17 protein-coding genes are annotated in these 19,919 nt (G+C 74.0%); 12 read left to right on the top strand and 5 right to left on the bottom strand.

What is annotated here, in order from left to right; all coding sequences use genetic code 11:
• Positions 1-14: 14 nt before the first annotated feature.
• Entirely contained in the window at positions 15-905 is an 891-nt protein-coding gene (locus ACIGO8_RS29515) for a LysR family transcriptional regulator (protein ID WP_399736997.1), read from the top strand.
• A gap of 96 nt (positions 906-1,001) precedes the next feature.
• Positions 1,002-1,760, top strand: a complete 759-nt coding sequence (locus tag ACIGO8_RS29510) for an N-acetyltransferase (RefSeq protein WP_399736995.1) — start codon at positions 1,002-1,004, stop codon at positions 1,758-1,760.
• A gap of 72 nt (positions 1,761-1,832) precedes the next feature.
• Here the strand turns inward: ACIGO8_RS29510 and ACIGO8_RS29505 are convergent, their stop codons facing one another.
• Both ACIGO8_RS29505 and ACIGO8_RS29500 read right to left on the bottom strand, forming a co-directional pair.
• Positions 1,833-2,645 (bottom strand): hypothetical protein, encoded by an 813-nt coding sequence (locus ACIGO8_RS29505; RefSeq protein WP_399736993.1) that lies wholly within the window; start codon positions 2,643-2,645, stop codon positions 1,833-1,835.
• Between the two features lie 139 nt (positions 2,646-2,784).
• On the bottom strand, positions 2,785-3,567 hold the full coding sequence (locus tag ACIGO8_RS29500) for a DUF4352 domain-containing protein (protein WP_399736991.1): 783 nt from the start codon (positions 3,565-3,567) through the stop codon (positions 2,785-2,787).
• Positions 3,568-3,755: 188 nt separating this feature from the next.
• On the opposite strand from ACIGO8_RS29500, the gene ACIGO8_RS29495 reads away from it, so the two are divergent.
• The 5 genes from ACIGO8_RS29495 to ACIGO8_RS29475 all read left to right on the top strand — a co-directional run bounded on the left by ACIGO8_RS29495 (position 3,756) and on the right by ACIGO8_RS29475 (position 10,677).
• A complete protein-coding gene (locus ACIGO8_RS29495) occupies positions 3,756-5,900 on the top strand; it encodes an N-6 DNA methylase (RefSeq protein ID WP_399736989.1) in 2,145 nt (714 codons plus the stop codon).
• A gap of 97 nt (positions 5,901-5,997) precedes the next feature.
• Entirely contained in the window at positions 5,998-6,618 is a 621-nt protein-coding gene (locus tag ACIGO8_RS29490; protein ID WP_399736987.1) for a hypothetical protein, read from the top strand.
• Positions 6,615-8,126: a protein kinase gene (locus ACIGO8_RS29485; RefSeq protein ID WP_399736985.1), complete on the top strand. Its 1,512-nt coding sequence runs from the start codon at positions 6,615-6,617 to the stop codon at positions 8,124-8,126. Before ACIGO8_RS29490 ends, ACIGO8_RS29485 begins: the two co-directional genes overlap by 4 nt.
• A gap of 171 nt (positions 8,127-8,297) precedes the next feature.
• On the top strand, positions 8,298-8,696 hold the full coding sequence (locus tag ACIGO8_RS29480) for a hypothetical protein (protein WP_399736983.1): 399 nt from the start codon (positions 8,298-8,300) through the stop codon (positions 8,694-8,696).
• 190 nt (positions 8,697-8,886) lie between these two features.
• Positions 8,887-10,677: a CocE/NonD family hydrolase gene (locus ACIGO8_RS29475; protein WP_399736981.1), complete on the top strand. Its 1,791-nt coding sequence runs from the start codon at positions 8,887-8,889 to the stop codon at positions 10,675-10,677.
• Between the two features lie 60 nt (positions 10,678-10,737).
• On the opposite strand, the gene ACIGO8_RS29470 is transcribed toward ACIGO8_RS29475, so the two are convergent.
• The gene (locus ACIGO8_RS29470) at positions 10,738-13,113 is read right to left on the bottom strand and encodes a YfhO family protein (protein ID WP_399736979.1); all 2,376 of its coding nucleotides are present in this window, start codon (positions 13,111-13,113) and stop codon (positions 10,738-10,740) included.
• A gap of 126 nt (positions 13,114-13,239) precedes the next feature.
• On the opposite strand from ACIGO8_RS29470, the gene ACIGO8_RS29465 reads away from it, so the two are divergent.
• The 4 genes from ACIGO8_RS29465 (at position 13,240) to ACIGO8_RS29450 (ending at position 16,435) form a co-directional block, all read left to right on the top strand.
• A complete protein-coding gene (locus tag ACIGO8_RS29465) occupies positions 13,240-14,217 on the top strand; it encodes a glycosyltransferase family 2 protein (RefSeq protein WP_399736977.1) in 978 nt (325 codons plus the stop codon).
• Complete coding sequence (locus ACIGO8_RS29460) at positions 14,214-14,630, top strand: GtrA family protein (protein ID WP_399736975.1); 417 nt, start codon at positions 14,214-14,216, stop codon at positions 14,628-14,630. Before ACIGO8_RS29465 ends, ACIGO8_RS29460 begins: the two co-directional genes overlap by 4 nt.
• 81 nt (positions 14,631-14,711) lie before the next feature.
• Complete coding sequence (locus ACIGO8_RS29455) at positions 14,712-15,350, top strand: SurA N-terminal domain-containing protein (RefSeq protein WP_399736973.1); 639 nt, start codon at positions 14,712-14,714, stop codon at positions 15,348-15,350.
• 20 nt (positions 15,351-15,370) lie between these two features.
• Positions 15,371-16,435 (top strand): nucleoside triphosphate pyrophosphohydrolase, encoded by a 1,065-nt coding sequence (locus ACIGO8_RS29450; RefSeq protein WP_399736971.1) that lies wholly within the window; start codon positions 15,371-15,373, stop codon positions 16,433-16,435.
• 6 nt (positions 16,436-16,441) lie between these two features.
• On the opposite strand, the gene ACIGO8_RS29445 is transcribed toward ACIGO8_RS29450, so the two are convergent.
• Positions 16,442-17,653 (bottom strand): globin domain-containing protein, encoded by a 1,212-nt coding sequence (locus ACIGO8_RS29445; RefSeq protein ID WP_399736969.1) that lies wholly within the window; start codon positions 17,651-17,653, stop codon positions 16,442-16,444.
• A 76-nt stretch (positions 17,654-17,729) separates the two neighbouring features.
• Complete coding sequence (locus ACIGO8_RS29440) at positions 17,730-18,539, bottom strand: alpha/beta fold hydrolase (protein WP_399736967.1); 810 nt, start codon at positions 18,537-18,539, stop codon at positions 17,730-17,732.
• A gap of 76 nt (positions 18,540-18,615) precedes the next feature.
• On the opposite strand from ACIGO8_RS29440, the gene ACIGO8_RS29435 reads away from it, so the two are divergent.
• Positions 18,616-19,902: a cytochrome P450 gene (locus ACIGO8_RS29435; protein WP_399736965.1), complete on the top strand. Its 1,287-nt coding sequence runs from the start codon at positions 18,616-18,618 to the stop codon at positions 19,900-19,902.
• Positions 19,903-19,919: the final 17 nt, after the last annotated feature.

Here is a 19,919-nt window from a genome sequence, read left to right as displayed (position 1 = left end):
GAGGTGAACGAGACATGCTGGAGCGGCACGAGCTGGAGGCGTTCCTGACACTCGCCGAGGAACTGCACTTCGGCCGCACCGCCGAGCGGCTGCGCGTGTCCACGGCCCGGGTCAGCCAGACGATCGCCAAACTGGAGCGCCGCATCGGTGTGCCGCTCTTCCACCGCACGAGCCGCCGGGTGGAACTGTCGGCGACGGGACGGCGGTTGTACGAGGAGACGCGGCCCGCCTGGGACCGGATCACCGACGCGGTCGCCCGGGCCGTCGAGGCCGGACGCGGCCTGACCGGGCTGCTGCGCGTGGCGTTCACCGGGCCCGCGGCCGGGCAGTTGCTGGTCGGCGCCGCGCAGGCGTTCCGCGAGCGGCACCCCGAGTGCGCGGTGGAGATCCGTGAGGCCCGGCCGGCGGAGGTCGTGCCGTGGCTGCGCGACGGCGAGGCGGACCTCGCGCTGACCGGTCTTCCGATGCGCGAACAGGGCCTGGTGGCGGGGCCGGTGCTGGTGCGGGAGGCCCGGATGCTCGCCGTGCCGGCGGAGCATCCGTTCGCCCGCCGGGCCACCGTCTCCGTGGAGGACCTGGCCCGGGTGACCGTGCTGCGGATGCCCGAGACGCTGCCCCGGTCCCTCCGCGAGGACCGCGCGCCGAGCCGTACACCGGCGGGGCGGCCGGTCACGCACGGCCCGTCGGCGACGACGGTCGACGAGATGCTGACACTCGTCGGCGCGGGCGAGGGCGTGTGCACGGTCGGCGCCCACACGAGGCGCTACCACGCCCGGCCGGACGTGGTCTACGTGCCGTTCGAGGACGCCGCACCGGTGGAGTGGGGCCTGGTCCGGCTCGCCGACGGCGCCACCGCCCGCGTACGGGCCTTCGGCGACGCGGCGCTCGCCGCGGCGCGGCCGTGAACCGGGGTCGGATCGCGGGCCCGCGCTCGTCCGCGGGCCCCGCACCTGCGGATAATCGTTTCCGCGTTCCGGCGGCGGCCGCTTAGCCTCGGCCGCATGGATCTCCACGTCACGACCCTCGCCGAGCGCCCCGAGTACGCCGCCCGGCTCTATCAGATGAAGGACCTCTGGCCGGAGTTCCTGATGTACGACCCGGTCGGCTGGGCCAACATCGGCCGGATCGTCGTCGAGTTCCCCGAGTACGTCCTCGTCGCCACCGACGGCAGCGGCCCCGACGCGCCGCTCGTCGCCCGCGCGCTCAGCGTTCCCTTCCAGCTCCAGGCCGCCGGCCGCGGCGAACTGCCCGACACCGGCTGGGACCAGGTCCTGCTCTGGGCGTTCTCCGACTTGCGGCACGGGCGCACGCCCGACACCGTCAGCGCCATCGAGATCACCGTGGACAACAGCGCCCTCGGCCAGGGCCTCTCCGGACGCATGCTGGCCGAGATGCGCGCCAACGCCCGCCGCCTCGGCTTCTCCGAGCTGGTGGCACCGGTGCGTCCCAACGCCAAGCACCTGGAGCCCGAGGCCTCGATCCACGAGTACGCCTTCCGTACCCGCGCGTCGGACGGGCTGCCGCACGACCCGTGGCTGCGCGTCCACGTCCGCGCGGGCGGCCGCGTGGAGAAGGTCGCGCCGGCCTCGATGACGGTCTCCGGGTCCGTCGAGCAGTGGCGCCGATGGACCGGCGCGGCCTTCGACACCGACGGCCCGGTGCACGTCGAGCGCGCCCTGGTGCCGGTCCACTGCGACACCCGCGGCGGCTACGCGGTGTACGTCGAGCCGAACGTCTGGGTCCGCCACCGCACCGACTGAGACGGGCGCAGGGCGTGCGGGCCGCCCCCCTCCGGTGGCCCGCACGCCCTGCGTGTCCTTGTCCCGCGGCCGTCAGCCGAGGGTCTTCGCGTCCACGACGTCCTTCTTCGGCGGCGTCTTCGCCGCCACCGGCTTGTCGTAGTCCGAGAACGTGACCGTGCCCGGCTCCTTGCCGCCGGTCGTCACGATCCGCAGCAGATGCGGCGCGCCCTCCGTCGCCACGTAGAACGTGTCCTTCTCGCCGCCCCGGTAGTCGATCGACAGCGTCAGCGCCTTCCGGCCCTCGACCGTGGTCTCGGAGCCCTTCACCGCGCCCGCGGTGTCCTGCTCGAAGTCGGCGAGCAGCGCCTTCAGGTCGCACATGTCGAGGATGTCCTTGGCGTCCGGGTCCTTGGCGTCGGTCTTCACCCAGCGGCCCTTGAGCTGCCGCATCACCTCCGCCTGGACCTCCGGCGCCTCGCCCTTGGCCTGCTCCTTCAGGAACGCCTCGTCGAAGCGGAGGTAGACGGCCTTGCCGGCGGGCCGGACCAGGTCGGCGCTGCCCGTCGCACCGAGGGTCATCGTCCCGGCGCACTGCCCCTGCACATCGGTGGACAGGGAGCCCTTGACCGGCCCGTCGGTGGTCTTCGTGTCGAGGTCCAGCGTGAGGGATTTGGCGCTCTTCGTGGTGGCGACCGCCTTGTCGACGATCTGGGCCGCGCTCATCCCCGCGAAGGGGCCGGCGGGCTTCGGGGAGCCACTGGAGCCGGAGTGCGAGCCGGAGTCCGAGCCGGAGTCCGAGCCGGAGTCCGAGAAGGGGCCGCAGGCGGTCGCGCCGAGCGCGACGACGGCGCACAGGCCGGCGGCGGCGAGGGCGGAGCGGCGGAAGCGGGCGGTGGCAGACATGGTGGTTCTCCGAGGGGGGATCGGGTCGTACGAGGGAGGTGCGGCGGTACGGCGGCGGTGCGAGCCGTACGGGGGGTGTGGGAGCCGTCGGCGGACCGAGGGCCGGCGGGGGAGTGGGGGCCGGCGGGGACGGGCCGGGTCAGCCGATCTTCAGCTCCCACTGCGAGGCGTCGTGGTCCAGGCCGGGCGAGACCTCGACGGTGAGGGTCTTGGCGTCGGCCGGGGCGTCGAAGGCGAAGGTCGCGGTGGCCTTCTTGCCGGGCAGGACGGTGCCGTTGAAGCCGCCGATCGTGTCGCCGTCGGCGATCTGCTCGGCCTCGGTGCCCTTCTCGCCGGCGCGGGCGGTCAGCGTCGTCAGGACGCTGTCGAAGGCCTTCGTGCCGCCGTTCTCGAGGGTGACGGTGACCTGGTAGGCCTTGTTGCCCTTGGTGTGGCCGACGGCGAACTCGCTCGGCGTGTACGGCTTGGCGGCGGAGACGGTGACCTGCAGCTTGTCGTCGTAGACGGAGGAGTCGCCGGCGGCGAGCGCCTTGACCGTGCCGCCCTTGCCGCCCTTGCCGCCCGGGTTCTTCGGGGCGGAGTCCTTGAGGCCCTTGTCGATCTTCTCGAGCTCGTCCACGGCGCCGCTGACGGCGGTGAACGTGATGACCGCGCCGACCACCGAGAGGACCAGGGCCGCGAGGCCGAGGATCGTGCCGGTGAGCGCGACTCCCTTGTTGTTCGCCTCGCCGCGCTTGACGCGGCCTCTGCCGGCCAGGCCGAGGATCAGCGCGATCAGGCCGAGGACGCCGGCCAGCCAGAAGAACAGCGGGATGAAGCCCGAGAGCGTGCCGATGATGCCGAGGATCAGGGCCGTGGTGCCGAGCCCGTTGCGCAGCGCGACGGGAGCGGGGGAGTGCGGGAGCTGCGTGTCGTACGACATGAGTGTGTCCTCCCGGACGGTGAGATGGTCTGGCGCGATGGATCAATCACAGCAGAGCCTGTGAACCGAGTCAACACCGTTCACGAAAAACAGATCGGCTCACGCTGTGAAGTGGTGTCGCCGTCATTCGTCAGTAAGATCGGGCCACACGTCACACGTCACGCCGGACGCGACGAGGGGAGCGGCAGGTGCCGGACAGCGCAGCAGAGGTGACCGCCGCGGGCATCGCCCGCCTCGCCGGGGTCGGCCGGGCGGCCGTGAGCAACTGGCGCCGCCGGCACGCCGACTTCCCCAAGCCGGTCGGCGGCACCGAGACCAGCCCGTCCTTCGCCCTCGCCGACGTCGAGGCCTGGCTGCGCGCCCAGGGCAAACTCGCCGAGGTGCCGCTCGGCGAGCGCGTCTGGCAGCAGATCGCCGGCCATCCCGCCGGCGCCGTCACCGCCCTCGTGCACGCGGGCTGCGCGCTCCTCCTCGTACGCGAGCGGGCGGCGGCCTGGCCCGCGCTCGCCGCCGCGCCCGGCGAGCGGCTCGCGGAGGTGCTGCCGGTGCCGCTGGAGGAGACGCTGACCGAGCGCTTCGGCGCCGAGCGCGCCGTCCGCACGCCCACGGCCGTCGCGCTCCTGCCGTCCGTTCCGCTGCTGCGCGGCGCCGCCGAGCTGGCCGAAGGGACGAGCCCCCGCGAGGCCTTCGAGTTCCTGCTCGGCCGGCACCTGGACGCCAACCCGCGCCAGTACACGCTCACTCCGCCCGGCCCCGCCGCCCTCATGGCCGCCCTCGCCGGCCCGGCGACCACCGTCCTCGACCCGGCCTGCGGCACCGGCTCCCTCCTCGGCGCGGCGGCCGCGGCGGCGCCGGCGGGCCCGGCGGCGACCGCGGCCGCCGCCACGGACGCGCCGCCGGCCGCGACCGCGGTGTACGGACAGGACGCCGATCCCGACCTGGCCGCGCTCACCGCCCTGCGCCTCGCGCTCGCCACCGACACCGCCGTCGACGTCCGCGTCCTCGCCGGCGACACCCTGCGCGCCGACGCCTTCCCCGCCCTGGCCGCCGACGCCGTGCTGTGCCACCCGCCGTTCAACGAGCGCAACTGGGGCCACGACGAGCTGGCCTACGACCCGCGCTGGGAGTACGGCTTCCCGGCCCGTACCGAATCCGAGCTCGCCTGGGTCCAGCACGCCCTGGCCCGGCTGCGCCCCGGCGGCACCGCCGTCCTGCTCATGCCGCCCGCCGCCGCCTCCCGCCGCTCCGGCCGCCGCATCCGCGCCGACCTGCTGCGCCGCGGCGCCCTGCGGGCCGTCGTCGCCCTGCCGGCCGGCGCCGCGCCGCCGTACGGCATCCCGCTCCACCTGTGGGTGCTGCGCAGGCCCGCTCCCGGCGCCCGCCCGCCGGCCGAACTGCTCCTGGTCGACACCGCGTCCGAGCCGACACCCGGCGCGGGCGCGGGCGTGTCCGGCGGCGGCCGCGACCGGCTCGACTGGCCGGCCGTCGAGAGCGCCGTCCTGGCCGCCTGGCGGCCCTTCGACCGGGACGGCACGATCGCCGGGGCGCCCGGCGCGAGCCGCTCGGTCCCGGTCGTCGAACTCCTCGACGACGACGTCGACCTGGCCCCCGCCCGCCACCTCCCGCCGCCCGCCGCCGCCGAGGGCGCGGCGCAGCTGGCCGGTGTGCGCGAACGCCTCACCGAGACCCTGCGCCGCACCCGCGAGCTGACCCCGCCGCCCGCCGCCGACTCCGGCGCGGCCGCCGGCGGCGTCCGCTGGCCCTCGACGACGGTCGGCGAACTCGCCCGCGCCGGCGCGCTCACCCTGCGCGCCGGAGGCACCGGCGCGGCCGCCCCGGGGACGGTCGTGCCCGTCCTGACCGACACCGACGTCCTCGCCGGCCACGCGCCCTCCGGCAGCCTTCCCGAGGCCCCGCCCCACGGCCCCGCCGAGGAGCCCGTGCTGCTGGCCGCCGGAGACGTCGTCGTCCCGGTCCTCGGCGGCGGCTCGGTGGCCCGGGTCGTCGACGCGGCCGCCACGGGCGCCGCCCTCGGCCGCAACGTCCACCTCCTGCGCCCCGACCCGACGGCCGTCGACCCGTGGTTCCTGGCCGGTTTCCTGCGCGCCACCGCCAACAGCCGCCAGGCCAGCTCCTACGCCTCCACCGCCACCCGGCTGGACGTCCGCCGGCTCCAGCTGCCGCGGCTCCCGCTCGCCGAACAGCGACGCTACGGCGCCCGGTTCCGGGCCCTCGCGGAGTTCGAGGAGGCCCTGCGGCTCGCGGGCCGGCTCGGCGAGCAGCTGGTGCAGGGCATGTACGACGGCCTGGCCGACGGCACGGTCGCGCCCTGACCTCCGCGAGCCCGGACAACCCCTGGGTGGCTGTCGGAGTCGGTGTATACGCTCGTCCCCGACAGCGATGCGCCCCTTCAGGTGACCAGGAGCAGGAATGTACGGCCACGGCTATCCGCAGCCCGCGCCACCGCCGCGCGGTGTTCCGGCGTCCGTCATCGTGCTGCGCGTGCTCTTCGCCGTGCTGCCGCTGCTCAGTCTCGGCCTGCTCGCCTGGGTGACGGCGCTGCGGATCGGCCTGCTGACCCGCCGGGTGCTCGACTGGATCCTGCTCGGGCTGTCGGTCGCGGTCGTCGTGGCGGGCCTGATCCTGATGCCGGACGAGAACGACACGTCCCTCAAGGGCGATCTGGTCGTCGGCATGGTGCTGCTCAACGCGGTGGCGTTCACGGCGTACTTCCTGGTCGTGGACATCCGCCACGACCACACGCGCGCGGCGGGCGCGCCCGGCGCCGTGCCGCCGCCTCCGCTCTCGCCGTACCACCCGTACGCGGCCACGGTCCCGCGCCACCACCAGGGCTACGGCTACCCGCAGCCCCAGCCCCACCTCCAGGCCCAGCCGCAGCCCCCGCACCAGGCACGGCCCCAGCCCCACCTCCAGCCCCACCCTCACCCGCAGCCCGTCGCGCCCGCGAACCCGCGCATCGACCAGGTCCGTGTCGAGCTCGACGAGCTCAGCGACCTGCTCCGCAAGGACCCCAGGGAAGGCGGGCGGTGAACGGCCGGGTCGTCGGCGGGCGTTACGAACTGGCCACCCTGATCGGCCAGGGCGGAATGGGCCAGGTGTGGACGGCCTACGACGGCCGGCTCGACCGGCGGGTCGCGGTGAAGCTGCTCAGCCCCGCCGCCATCAGCGGCCCGGCCACGGCCGCCGACGAGCTGCGGCGCCGCTTCGTGCGCGAGTGCCGGGTCACCGCGCAGGTCGGCCATCCGGGCCTGGTCACCGTCCACGACGCGGGCAGCGACGGCGACGACCTGTACCTGGTGATGCAGTACGTGGAGGGCGCCGACCTCGCCGACCACCTCGCCGAGCACGAGCCGTATCCCTGGCCCTGGGCGGTGTCCGTCGCCGCCCAGCTGTGCGGCGTCCTCGCCGCCGTGCACGCGGTGCCGATCGTGCACCGCGACCTCAAGCCGCGCAACGTGATGGTCCGCCCCGACGGCACGGTCACCGTGCTCGACCTGGGCGTGGCGTCCGTCCTCGACACCGACACCACCCGCCTCACCCACACGGGCTCGCCCATCGGCAGCCCGGCCTACATGGCGCCCGAGCAGGCGATGGGCGGTGCCGTCGGCCCGTACACCGATCTCTACGCGCTCGGCGTGCTGCTGCACGAACTCCTCAGCGGCAACGTGCCCTTCGCCGGCTCCACCGCCCTCGGCGTGCTGCACCGCCACCTCTACGAGCCGCCCGTCCCGGTCCGCAGGCTGCGCCCCGAGGTGCCCGAGGCCCTGGAGGCGCTCGTGCTGCGGCTGCTGGCGAAGGACCCGCAGGCCCGGCCCTCGGGCGCCCAGGAGGTGTACGAGCTGCTGCTGCCGCTCCTGCCGGCGCGCGGCGCGCCGGGCCCCACGGGCCCGCTCGACCCGACCCGGCCCTTCCGCCGGCCGCACGCGCCCTGGCCCGACCGGTCGGCGCAGGCCGTGGCGCCGCCGCCGCCCGCGCACGCACCGGCGAAGCCGGACGTGGCGGCGGCCGTGGACGAGGTGAAGCGGCTGCTCGGCGAGGGATCGCTCACCCAGGCCGTGGACATCCTCGGCGGCATCCTCCCGGCCGCCGCGGCGGAGCACGGCGAGCGGTCTCCGGTCGTCCGCATCCTGCGCAAGCAGTACGCGTCGACGCTGATGGACGACGGCCAGTACCGTCGCGCGCTGCCCGAGCTGCGCCGCCTCGCCGAGGACCGTACGGCGGAGGCGGGTCCGGCGGATCCGCAGACCCTCCAGTACCGCTACGACGCCGCCCTGTGCCTGGAGCAGCTCGGCGACCCGTCCGGCGCGCTCGCGGAGTACCGCGCCCTGCTGCCGTACCACGAAGGCGACTCCCGCGCCTTCGACATCCGGCACCGGATCGGGCTCCTGCTGCTCGCGATCGGTGACCACGCCGCGGGGCAGGGCGAGTTGCGGACGCTGCTGTTCGACGTGGAACGGACATACGGCCCGTATCACCCGCTCGCGGGCGAGCTGCGGCGGGCGCTGGAGCACCAGCAGCAGATGGGACGGGGTTTCTGAGCCTCGCCGAAAGGATTCCTTCTGCCCGCACGGCGGTGCTCTGACACCTCGCCAGGGTCACGAGTCCGTATCTGATTCGGTAACAAAAGCGAAGGGTCCGATTTGGTCGATTCGCGCTGTGTAACGTGCGCGTTCGATCATGTCCACGTCGTCGCCGTTCAAGGATCCCTCATGACCACGCCTCCGCAGCAGCCCGCCGACCCGTTCGCCGCCGCCCCGGGCGCGCCCGCTCCCGCGCCGCAGAAGAAGGGCGGCGCGCTGAAGAAGATCGGCGGCTTCGTCGTGCTGGCGATCATCGCCGTCGCGGTGAAGGTCGGCCTCCCGCACCTCACCGGCGACGCCCCGGTCCACGCCAAGGTCGGCGACTGCGTCACCGTCAGCGGCCCGGAGAACGACCCGAAGGTCGACACCCAGGACTGCGCCTCGGGCAAGAAGGACCTCTTCAAGGTCGTCCAGGTCCACGACAACACCTTCGACCTCAACAAGTGCGGCGAGGAGCTCTCGGCGCTCGCGCAGCAGCTGGGCTCGGACAAGTTCGTCCTCTGCCTGGACGAGGTCAAGAAGGCCTGACGCGCCGTCGCGAACGCACACGGAAGGGGCCGGCCCGGCGGGGCCGGCCCCTTCCGCGTTCCCGGGGGCGCGTGGGAGGTGTGGGGCAGGGCGGGCGCGCTTCCGCACGCCCGTGCCGTGGACCACGGCCGAGGAAAGGATCAAGAGCACGCGAGCGCGCGAGAAGGACGACGGCGAGAGGACAGGTTTCGTGAGCAACCCGCAGGAGGGCCGGGCGATCGGCGCGGTCACCGCAGCACAGTCCCGCCGGGTCGCCGAGCAGGGCATCTTCCGCTCGGCCTCGGCCGTCGACCCGGCCGCCGTCGGCGTCGCCGAGGCCCTGGTGGCCACGCTGAACGGCATGGCCTCGCAGCCGCTGCTCACTCCTGAACTCCAGCAGCTGACCGACCAGGTGCGGCAGCGGGCGACCGTCGGATTCCCCCGCATCTGCGCCCACGACGGAGTGCGCCTGTCGGCGCACACGATCAAGCTGAAGGGCGACGAGCCCCGCCCCGTGGTCATCGTGCCGTCGGGCTGGACGCCCTTCGGCTGGGTGCTGTTCGAGTACGCGTACCTCCGGCTGGCCCTGCGCGGCTGCCACGTGCTCGCCTACACCCCGCGCGGCATCGGCTACACCATGGCCGTGGCCGACGGCCGGTACGTCGACGCGCCCTTCACCTCCGGCGGCACCGTCGACGTCGCCGGTCCGCTCGACCGGTACGACGGCTCGACCGTCATCGACTACGCCTGCGAGTACTTCGCGCCCAGCCGTATCGCCTTCCTGGGCGAGTCGTACGGCTCCGGCATCGGCCAGCTCGTCGCCGCGCACGACCCGGAGGCGCGCGTGGACGCCGTCGTGGCGCTGAGCACCTGGGCCGACCTGGCCGACAGCCTCGCCGCGTACGACACCCGGCGCCGGGAGCTGGTCAGGGCCCTGGTCGGCTTCACCGGCGGCCCCGCCGAGCGGAAGTTCGACCCGGCCACCCGGCAGCTCCTGGAGGACTTCGAGGACGGCCGGAACCTCGACGAGGTGGTCGCCTGGGCCAAGGAGCGCTCGCCGTCCTCGTACGCCGACCTGACCAACGCCCGCGGCGTGCCCACCTTCTTCTCCCACACCTGGCACGAGACGCTGTTCCCGGCCCGACAGATCGTCGAGCACGTCGACCGGCTGACCGTGCCCAAGCGGCTCAACCTGTGGATCGGCGACCACGCCGCGCCCGAGGGCCCCGGACTGACCGTCCCGTCCGGCGGAACCGACACGCCCGTCGAGGAGGCCTTCGCCTGGCTGGACCACCATCTGCTGGGCGCCGACAACGGCGTCTCCGCGTGGGCGCCGGTCAGCAGCCAGATCATGTTCACCCACACCGGCGGCGCCTCGGGCGTGCGCGAGGAAGCCGCCTCCTGGGCGGAGGTCACGCGGCGCACCGAACGCTGGTATCTCACCTCGGGCGCCGAGGACCGCCGGGACGGCGGTCTGGCGACCACCGTGCCGGACACCGGCTGGAAGCGGGAGTTCACCGCCGGCGAGCTCACCGACGCCTCCGCCGTCGACGACATCCTCGTCACCGGCCAGGCCGAGTGGAGGGGCGAGCCGAAGAGCTACCCCACCGACAAGTTCGACCGCTCGCACCTCGCCGTGTGGACCAGCGGCCCGCTCCCGGAGCCCCGCCGGATCCGCGGCGTCCCCGAACTCAGTCTGACCGTGCGCAGCTCCGCCGCCGCCACGACCCTGGTCGCGTACGTGTTCGACGTCGCCGCCGACCGCACCGCCCGCATCGTCACCCACGAGCCGCTCACCCTGCCGGAGCTGACTCCCGGCCAGGACCGGGCCGTCACCTGGCGGCTCCAGGCCGCCGGCTACGACCTGGCCGCCGACCACCGTCTGATGCTGGTCGTCACCAGCAGGGACAAGCTCTACTCGACCGCGAGCGTGGCCGGGAGCACCACGACGATCACCTCGCCCGACAGCGGACCGGCCCACCTGGACCTGCCGCTCGGCTGACGCCTCGGGCGAACCGGCCGCACGCGCAGGCGCCGCGGCCGTGACGGCGGCCGGCCCGGGTCACCGGGCGGGAAGGGCCTCCGGTGCCTTCGTCCCGCCCGGCTCCGGCGGTACGGCAGCCGGCCGCCCGGGCCCGGCCGCCGCGCCCGTGGCGCGCCGCCGCCGGGCGAGCAGGACCACCCACCCGGCCAGGAGCAGCGCCGCCGCCCCGCCCGTGCCGAGTCCCGCGCTCAGGCCCGGCGGGCGGAAGGCGCAGGAGACCTCCCGCCGGCCGGCGTCGACCGGGACGGCGACCAGGCCGCCGTAGGAGGAGGCCTGGCGGCCCTCGCAGGTCCAGCCCGGGACGGCCGGCGCGGACAGGACGAGCGTGCCGGCGGATCCGGGGCGCAGGACGGCGTGGAAGCCGGTGGACGTGACCTGGACCGAGGCCGGCGCCAGGGCGCCGAGGGCGGCGACGGCGGCCCGCAGCCGGGTGTGGTCCAGACACGCGAGCTCGCCCTTCGGCGGGACCTCGGGCCGCAGGCCCGGGACCTTCTGGACGCCCAGCGACACCAGCGCGGCCCGCCACTTCTGGAGCTGCCCGCGGAGCCTGACCGTGCGCTCGCCGAGCCGGACCGTGCCGGTGTGGTCGGGCGACCAGAAGAACACCTCGGTGCCGACCCGGCAGGCGCCGTCGGCCGCCGGAGGCTCGTACACCCGCGCGCCGAGGAGGAGTTCCTGGTTGCGGAAGGCCGACGGGCCGTACCGGGGCGCCGGGCCCGGAGGCCGGAGCGAGACCAGCGGCAGCGCCGGGCCCGTACGGACCACCCTGCCGTCCCGCCCGCGCGCGCCGACCGCGAAGAGGGCGTCGACGACGGGATTGTCCAGGCTCTGCAGGTTGCGGCCCCGCGACGTCCAGCCGGCGCCGAGCGCGGCCATGGTGCGGGTGAGGACGTCGGGCGTGAGGCTGCTGTAGTAGGAGCCGCCCTGACCGCCGAGCAGGAGCGGCTCGTTGCCGGTGGTCTGCGGCCGGCCGCTGTCGGTGCGGTAGGCGGGCCAGCCGTCCGCCTTCGCGAGCGCGGCGGCCCGGCGGCCGTCGGCGGCGCTCCAGGCCGGATAGTCGTCGAGGCGGGCGAGCCGCTCCTTGTCGCCCCACGCCGTCGTCGCCGACGCCTGCGCCACGAGCACACCGGCCAGCAGGAGGACCACCAGCCGGCTCCGCCGTACGTACACGGCCGCGACCACGGCCGCGAGCGCCGCCGCGAACAGCGCACCGCCCAGGGCCGTCGCCTCCTCGCTGCCGAGCGCCGCGAGCGCGAGCAGCCCGACCACGCCCACGCCGCCGAGCACCGAGCGCCGGGTGGGCGGTCCGTCCGCGAGCGCCGCCCACGCCGCGAGGACCGTCACGCCCGTCAGGACGAAGGTCTGGCGGTACGGGCTGCCGTTCGGCGTGGCGAAGACGTGCCACACCAGGTGCGTCGGGCCCCACTGGAGCGACAGCGCGACGCCCGCGACCACCGCCGGCCACACCCACGCGCGCCGCTCCCGGCGGAACAGCAGCGAGGCGGCGAGCACGGGCACGGCCGTGAAGACGAACAGCGCCGGAGTGGAGAAGCCGTACGTGACCGGCAGCAGCCGGGCGGCCAGATCGGGCCCGCTCGCCGCCGCGAAGTCCCGCACGACGCCCGGGTAGGCCGACCGGGTGCCGAGGAAGACCGGCACCAGGACCGGCGCCGCGAGCCCGACCCCGAGGAGCACGGTCACCGAGCCCCGCAGGATGACCCGCCACACCCGGCCCCGCGGCGCCGTGACCACCAGGACCAGTGCCGCGCCCAGCGTCGCCATGTACGCGGTGTAGAAGTTGGCGGTCCAGCACACCGCGACCACCAGCGGCCCGAGCAGCGGCCGCCGGCCCTCCCGTGCCCACACGCCCACCAGGCACAGCAGCGGGAAGGCGATCAGGCCGTCCATCCACATCGGGTTGTAGACGGCCTCCAGGACCGCCCAGCCGCACAGCCCGTACGCGGCGCCGAGCAGCCCCGCGCCCCACCACAGCCGCGGGTCGGCGGCCGGCCGCACCCGCGGCAGCACCCAGGCCATGGCGGCCGCCGCGACCGCCATCTTCAAGACGGTGATCGCGTACAGCGCGTAGGCCAGGTCCGCGCGCGGGAAGAGCGCCACGAGCGGGGCGAACGGGCTGGTCAGATACGTGCCGAGGTCGGGCAGGAAGCTGGTGCCCCAGCCCGACTGCCAGTTCAGCAGCAGCCCGCCGTCGGCCCGCCCGTGCAGCAGGTCCCAGAGATGGGCGTGGAACGGCAGGTACTCGTTGCCCAGGTCGTTGACGCTGCGCCGGTGCCGGCCGAACGGGAAGGTGGTCGCGACGGCGTCGCCCGCGCACACGGCGACGACGGTGAGCAGCGCCGCGAGACCGGGCGCGCGCGGAATCCGGATCTTCATCGTTCTTCGAATATGACAGCGCGCACGCGCGAAAAGGCCCGGCCGGCCGCTCAGTTCATTCAATGGTCGCCTGACCGTCACCGGTGGAATCCGGCACCGACATCCGTACCGGTTGTCGTGTGGTGCGTGCTGCTTTCGATCGTGGTCCCGTGCTTCAACGAAGAAGAGATCATCGGTCGCTTCCACGACCATGTGACGAAGGAACTCTCCCGTTTCGACGGAGAATTCGAGATCGTCTACGTGGACGACGGAAGCCGTGACCGTACGCTGCCGCTGCTCGAGGGGATCGCCGCCGGCGATCCCCGGGCGCGCTATGTCTCCTTCAGCCGCAACTTCGGCAAGGAGGCCGCCATGCTGGCCGGTCTCCAGCACGCGGCCGGTGACGCCGTCGTCATCATGGACGCCGACCTCCAGCACCCGCCGGAGCTGGTGCACCGCATGGTCGCGCTGCACGCCGAGGGATACGACCAGGTCATCGCCCGCCGCACCCGCACCGGCGACCGGGTCACCCGCACGCTGACCGCCCGCGCCTACTACTGGGCGATCAACCGCCTGGTGGACGTCGAGCTCGTCGACGGCGTCGGCGACTTCCGGCTGCTGTCGCGCCGCACGGTCGACTCGATTCTCGAACTGACCGAGTACAACCGTTTCTCCAAGGGCCTGTTCGCCTGGGTCGGATTCCGCACGACGACCTTCGAGTACGAGAATGCGGTGCGCGAGCAGGGACGTTCGAAATGGACGTTCGGAAAACTGCTCAACTACGGGCTCGACGGCCTGCTCTCCTTCAACAACAAGCCGCTGCGCGCCGCCGTCTATCTCGGAATGGCCCTGGTCGCCGTCGCATTCGCGTACGCCGCCTGGATCGTCGGTGTCGCCCTGGTGAACGGCGTGGACACGCCCGGCTATGTCACCCTGCTCGTGACCGTCACGGCCCTCGCCGGCGTCCAGATGGTGATGCTGGGACTGGTCGGAGAGTACGTCGGCCGTATCTACTACGAGGTGAAGCGCCGCCCGCACTACCTGGTGAAGGCGAGCAACGCGGCCGTCCCCGGCCCGCGGCGCCGGCGCGCCCCGCGGCACGACGAGGAGCTCATCGGACGATGACAGTGACCTGGCAGGTGGTGCGTTTCGGCCTGGTCGGCGTCGTCAACACCGGTACGTACTACGGGCTCTACCTGCTCCTGGGCCTGCGCCTGCCGTACATCGCCGCGCACGTCGTCGCGTTCGCGCTGTCCATGGTGGGCTCGTTCTTCCTCACCTCGTACTTCACCTACCGCACCCGCCCGACCTGGCGGAAGTTCCTCCTCTTCCCGCTCACCAACGCGGCCAACTTCGTCCTCACCACCGTCGGCGTCTACGTCCTCGTCGACCTGCTCGGCGCGAACCCGCGTTACGCCCCGCTGATCGCCGCCGCCGCCGCGATCCCGGTCACCTTCCTCCTCTCCCGAACGATCATGCTGGGACCCGACACCAGCCGAACACGCGCGTCGTTGACCGAAACAGTCGCTTCCAAGTAGTGGCCCGGGCCACGGCGACTGCCTAACATCGATCACCGCACGGTCGTCCCACTGACGCACGACCCACGCCGGGAGGCTCCTTTGCACCGCCGCACCGCGCTCTCCGTCTCCGCCGCCGCGCTGCTCGCCGCGGCTCCGTTGCTCACCGCCTGCGGCAGCGACGCCCACCCGGGCGCGGCGGCCGTCGTCGGCGGGCAGCGGATCGAGGTGTCCAGTCTGCAGGCCCAGGTCGCGGACGTGCGGGCCGCGCAGCAGGCCTCGCCGCAGGCCGCGCAGCTGATCAGGGAGACCGGCGACCTCAGCCGGCAGAAGCTGCACGGCATGATCTTCGACCGGGTGGTCGACCGGGTCGCCGCCGACAACGGCGTGGACGCGACCCGCGCCGAGATCCAGAGGACCCGCGCCGACTTCGCCCGCCAGAGCGGCGGCGAGGAGCAGCTGGCCGCCGTGCTGCTCCAGCAGCAGGGCGTGGCGCCCGACCGCATCGACGACGTCGCCCGGCGGGCCGTCCTGATGAACAAGATCGCGGCGAAGCTGGGCGTCACCGACGGCCCCGAGGGCCAGAAGAAGCTGACCGAGGCCTTCAGCCGGGCGTCCAAGGCGCTGAAGATCGACGTCAACCCGCGCTACGGGGCCTGGGACAGCGAGAAGATCCAGCTGGCGACCTACACCGCTCCGTGGGTGCGGCAGATCAGCAAGGCCCCGGCGGCCGGGGCCTGACCACGACGTATCGTCGAGGGGTGACTACCGACACCCCCGGCGCCGGCCCCGGCCGAATCGTCCTGCTCACCGCCAGCCACCGCGTCGCGCCCGGACTGCTGTCCTGGCCCGCCTGGCAGGCGCTGCACGACGCCGACCGGGTGCTGTGTCCCGACGCCGGCCATCCGCAGCTGCCGTACCTGCGCGAGGCCGGGGTCGCCGTCGAGCTCCTGCGGCCGTCCGCCGAGGAGCTGGTCGAGGCGTGCGCCGGCGGCCGGACGGTCCTCGTGCTGCCGTCCGGCGAGGGCGACCGGCAGCTGACCGACGGGCTGGCGCGGATGGCCGGCTCCGGCCGCGTCACCATGCCCGACCTGGAGCTGCTGCCCGGCTCCTACGACCTGCCGGGCGCCCGGCTCCTCGACCTCGTGCAGGTGATGGACCGCATCCGGCGCGAGTGCCCGTGGTCCTCGCGGCAGACGCACGAGGGCCTCGCGAAGTACGGCATCGAGGAGGCCTACGAGCTGGTCGAGGCGATCGAGGACGGCGACCGGGAGGCGCTGCGCGAGGAGCTCGGCGACGTGCTGCTCCAGGTCGTGTTCCACGCGCGGATCGCGCAGGAGGACGCGCAGGAGCCGTTCTCCGTGGACGACGTGGCCGGGACGATCGTGGAGAAGCTCGTCCACCGCCATCCGCACGTCTTCGGTGACGCGACCGCGCGGACGCCGGAGGAGGTCAAGGAGCACTGGCTGCGGACCAAGGCCGTGGAGAAGCGGCGGGAGTCCGTGACCGACGGTGTGCCGCTGGGGCAGCCGGGCCTCGCGCTCGCGGCGAAGCTGGCCGGCCGGGTGCGCACCGCCGGGCTCGACGTGGCGCTGCCGGCCGGGGGCGGGATCGGTGACGAGCTGCTCGCCCTGGCCGTACGCGCGGAGGCCGCCGGGGTCGACCCGGAGGCGGCGCTGCGGGCGGCGGGGCGGCTGTACCGGGACGCGATCCGCGCGGCGGAGGGCCTGCCCGAGAAGCCCGGGAAGCCCGGGGAGCAGGAGGAGTCCGGGGAGCCGGACGATGCCGAGGAGCCCTACGAGGCCGGGGAGCCGGACGAGGCCTGACGTTTTTCAGGGCTCGCGCGGGGCGCGGGCCTCGGGATTGTGCCAGTGCAGCTGCGGCGGTTCGATCAGCCACTCGGCGCGGGTGCCGGGGCGGCGGGTGAAGCGGCCGACGGCCGGCAGCCGGTCGTGGAAGATCCGGTCCGGGTCGGCGCCGAGTTCCGCCAGCTCCTCGGCGACCTCGGTGAGGAAGGCGGGCGGGCCCGCGAGATAGACGTCGTGGGCGGGCCAGCAGACGGCGGCCCGCAGCGCCTGGAGGAGCCGTTCGGTGGCCTGGTCGCGGGGCCGCTGGGGCGCGGCGGTGATGTAGGTGACGTGCAGCCCGGGTATCCGTTCGGTCAGCCGCTCGGCGTCGGCCCGCCCGTACAGGTACTGCTTGGCGCGGGCGACGACGAAGAGCCGTCCCTCCAGTCCGGGCTCGTCCTCGGCGGCCTCTTCGAGCAGGGCCCGCACCGGCGCCCAGCCGGTGCCGGCGGCGATGTAGGTGCGGGGCTTGCCGGGCGGGGTGCGGGCGGTGAGCGCGCCGCCCGGCGTGCTGAGCCGTAGCGTCTCGCCGGGCCGGAGCAGGTCGGTGAGCGCGGTGCTCATCAGCCCGCCCTCGATCCGGCTGACGTGCAGGTCGAGGGTGCCGTCGGGGCGGGGCGCGTTGGCGAGCGAGTAGGTGCGCCAGACCCGTGGCACGTGCAGCGAGCTGACGCTCACGTACTGGCCGGGGAGGTACGGGTAGGGGCAGCGGGGCCGGAGGGTGAGCAGGGTCAGGTCGTGGCCGTACCGCTCGTGCCGGACGACGTCGGCGTCCCACCAGGCGGGCTGGCCCTCGGCCGCGGACTCCTCGGCGCCCGCCTGCATCAGGTCGGCGACGCGCCCGTAGGCCTCGGTCCACGCCTTCTCCGCCTCCACGGTCCAGGCGGCGCCGGCCACGTGCCCGAAGGCGGCGAGCAGGCTGACGCCGACCGCGGTGTAGAGCGCGGGCGCCGCCAGGAACTTGCGGTGGTCACGGCCGAGTTCGCCGAGGTAGGTAGCCAGGCCCGGCTCCTCCAGACGGGTCACGACGTGGGTGAGCGCGGCGAAGATCCGGTCGCGCTGCGGTGCCATGTCCTCGGGGAAGAGCTCGCGCAGGCCCGGGTTGTGCCAGAAGAGATGGGAGTAGAAGAACGCGACGGCGTGCTCCGCCCGTCTCTCGACGACCGCGAAGGTGCTTCTGAGCAACTCGGCATCCACGCGGTGAATCTAAGCCACCGGCCGCCGTCTCACAGGGCGGACGCGGTACTTCCCGCGCGGGACGCCCGGCCCGTGCTCACGCCTCCCCGGCCCGGAAGAAGTCGGCGAGGGCCGGGGCGAGGACGTCCGGCGCGATGGTGTGCTCCTCGCCGGGGAAGACCCGCAGGGTGAAGTTGTCGCCGGCGGCGGCGAGTTCGCGGGCGCCGGTGAGCATGTGCGGCGCGCCGGCGTCGCCGCTGCCGACGAGGACGGGCACCGTGACGGCCGCCCAGCGCTCGACGGGCAGGGGCCGGCCGGACATGGTGTCGCCCATGATCCGCCCGTCGTAGGAAAGGGTGGGAGCGACGGCCTCCATGGCGGGCCAGAACGGGGCCTGGCGCATGCCGGCGACGACCTCGTCGGGCAGGGCGACGGCGGCCGTCATGAAGAGGGCGACGGCCTCGCCGTACTCCTTGCGCTCGACGAGGGCGGTCAGCCGCTCCACGTAGTCGGCGGGCAGCGGCGGACGGCTGTCGTCGGTGACGAACGGCGGCTCGTACAGCGCGAGGCGGGAGACGGCGCTGCCACGGGCGGTGGCCTCCAGGGCGAGGACGGCGCCGGACGACATCCCGAAGAGCATCGCCGACCCGCCGGCCGGGCCCTGGAGGAGCGCGTCGAGGTCCTCGATCTCGCGCCGCACGTCGTACGGGGCGGTGTCGCCGCTGTCGCCGCGGCCCCGGCGGTCGTAGGTGATCACGGTGAAGTGCCCGGCGAGCAGCCCGGCCAGCGCGGCCGAGTCGTGGCGGGTCATGAAGGCCCCTCCGACGAGGACGACGGCCGGACCGGAGCCCTGACGCTCGTAGGCGATGGCCGTGCCGTCCGCGGAGATCACGGTGTCCGTGTTCATGAAGATCCCTTTCTCCCTGTGTGCTGTCGAGGGGCTGGACGCTACACACCGGCACTGACAGTTGTACGGTCGGAAGGTGAGCACCACCCCAGGAAACCCCTCCGTACCTCCCGCGCCCGAGCTGTTCACCTGGGAGTTCGCCACCGATCCGTATCCGGCGTACGCCTGGCTGAGGGAGCACGCGCCCGTGCACAGGGCCACGCTGCCGAGCGGGGTGGAGGCGTGGCTGGTGACGCGGTACGCGGACGCGCGGCAGGCGCTGGCGGACCAGCGGCTCTCGAAGAACCCGGCGCACCACGACGAGCCGGCGCACGCCAGGGGCAGGACGGGGATCCCGGGCGAGCGCAAGGCCGAGCTGATGACGCATCTGCTCAACATCGACCCGCCGGACCACACCCGGCTGCGCCGGCTGGTGTCGAAGGCGTTCACGCCGCGCCGGGTCGCGGAGTTCGCGCCGCGGGTGCAGGAGCTGACCGACCGGCTGATCGACGGCTTCGCGGAGCGCGGCGAGGCGGACCTGATCCACGAGTTCGCGTTCCCGCTGCCGATCTACGCCATCTGCGACCTGCTGGGCGTGCCGCGCGAGGACCAGGACGACTTCCGGGACTGGGCCGGGATGATGATCCGGCACGGCGGCGGACCGCGCGGCGGGGTGGCGCGGTCGGTGAAGAAGATGCGCGGCTATCTCGCCGAGCTCATCCACAAGAAGCGGGAGGGCCTGCGGCACGAAGGGGACGACGACCTGATCTCCGGGCTCATCCGGGCCTCGGACCACGGCGAGCACCTGACCGAGAACGAGGTCGTCGCGATGGCCTTCATCCTTCTCTTCGCCGGCTTCGAGACGACCGTGAACCTGATCGGCAACGGCGTCTACGCGCTGCTGCGCCACCCGGAGCAGCGCCGCCGCCTCCAGGACGCGCTCGCCGCGGGCGACACGGGCCTGCTGGAGACCGGTGTCGAGGAGCTGCTGCGGTACGACGGGCCGGTGGAGCTGGCGACCTGGCGGTTCGCCACCGAGGACCTGACCGTCGGCGGGCAGGAGATCCGGGCCGGCGACCCGGTCCTAGTGGTGCTGGCGGCCGCGGACCGCGATCCCGCGCGGTTCGCGGAGCCGGACACCCTGGACCTGGCGCGGCGCGACAACCAGCACCTCGGCTACGGGCACGGCATCCACTACTGCCTGGGCGCGCCGCTGGCCCGGCTGGAGGGGCAGACGGCGCTGGCGACGCTGCTGAAACGCCTGCCGGACCTGCGACTTGGGGCCGATCCGGCGGAACTGCGCTGGCGCGGCGGGCTCATCATGCGCGGCCTTCGTACCCTTCCGGTGGAGTTCGCCCCGGAGCGTCGCACCGAAGAAAATTGACGCTCCGTCAGAAATGT

It is taken from the genome of Streptomyces sp. NPDC053493 (assembly GCF_044544825.1).
GTDB lineage: Bacteria > Actinomycetota > Actinomycetes > Streptomycetales > Streptomycetaceae > Streptomyces.
This window is presented reverse-complemented; position numbering and strand designations above follow the sequence as displayed.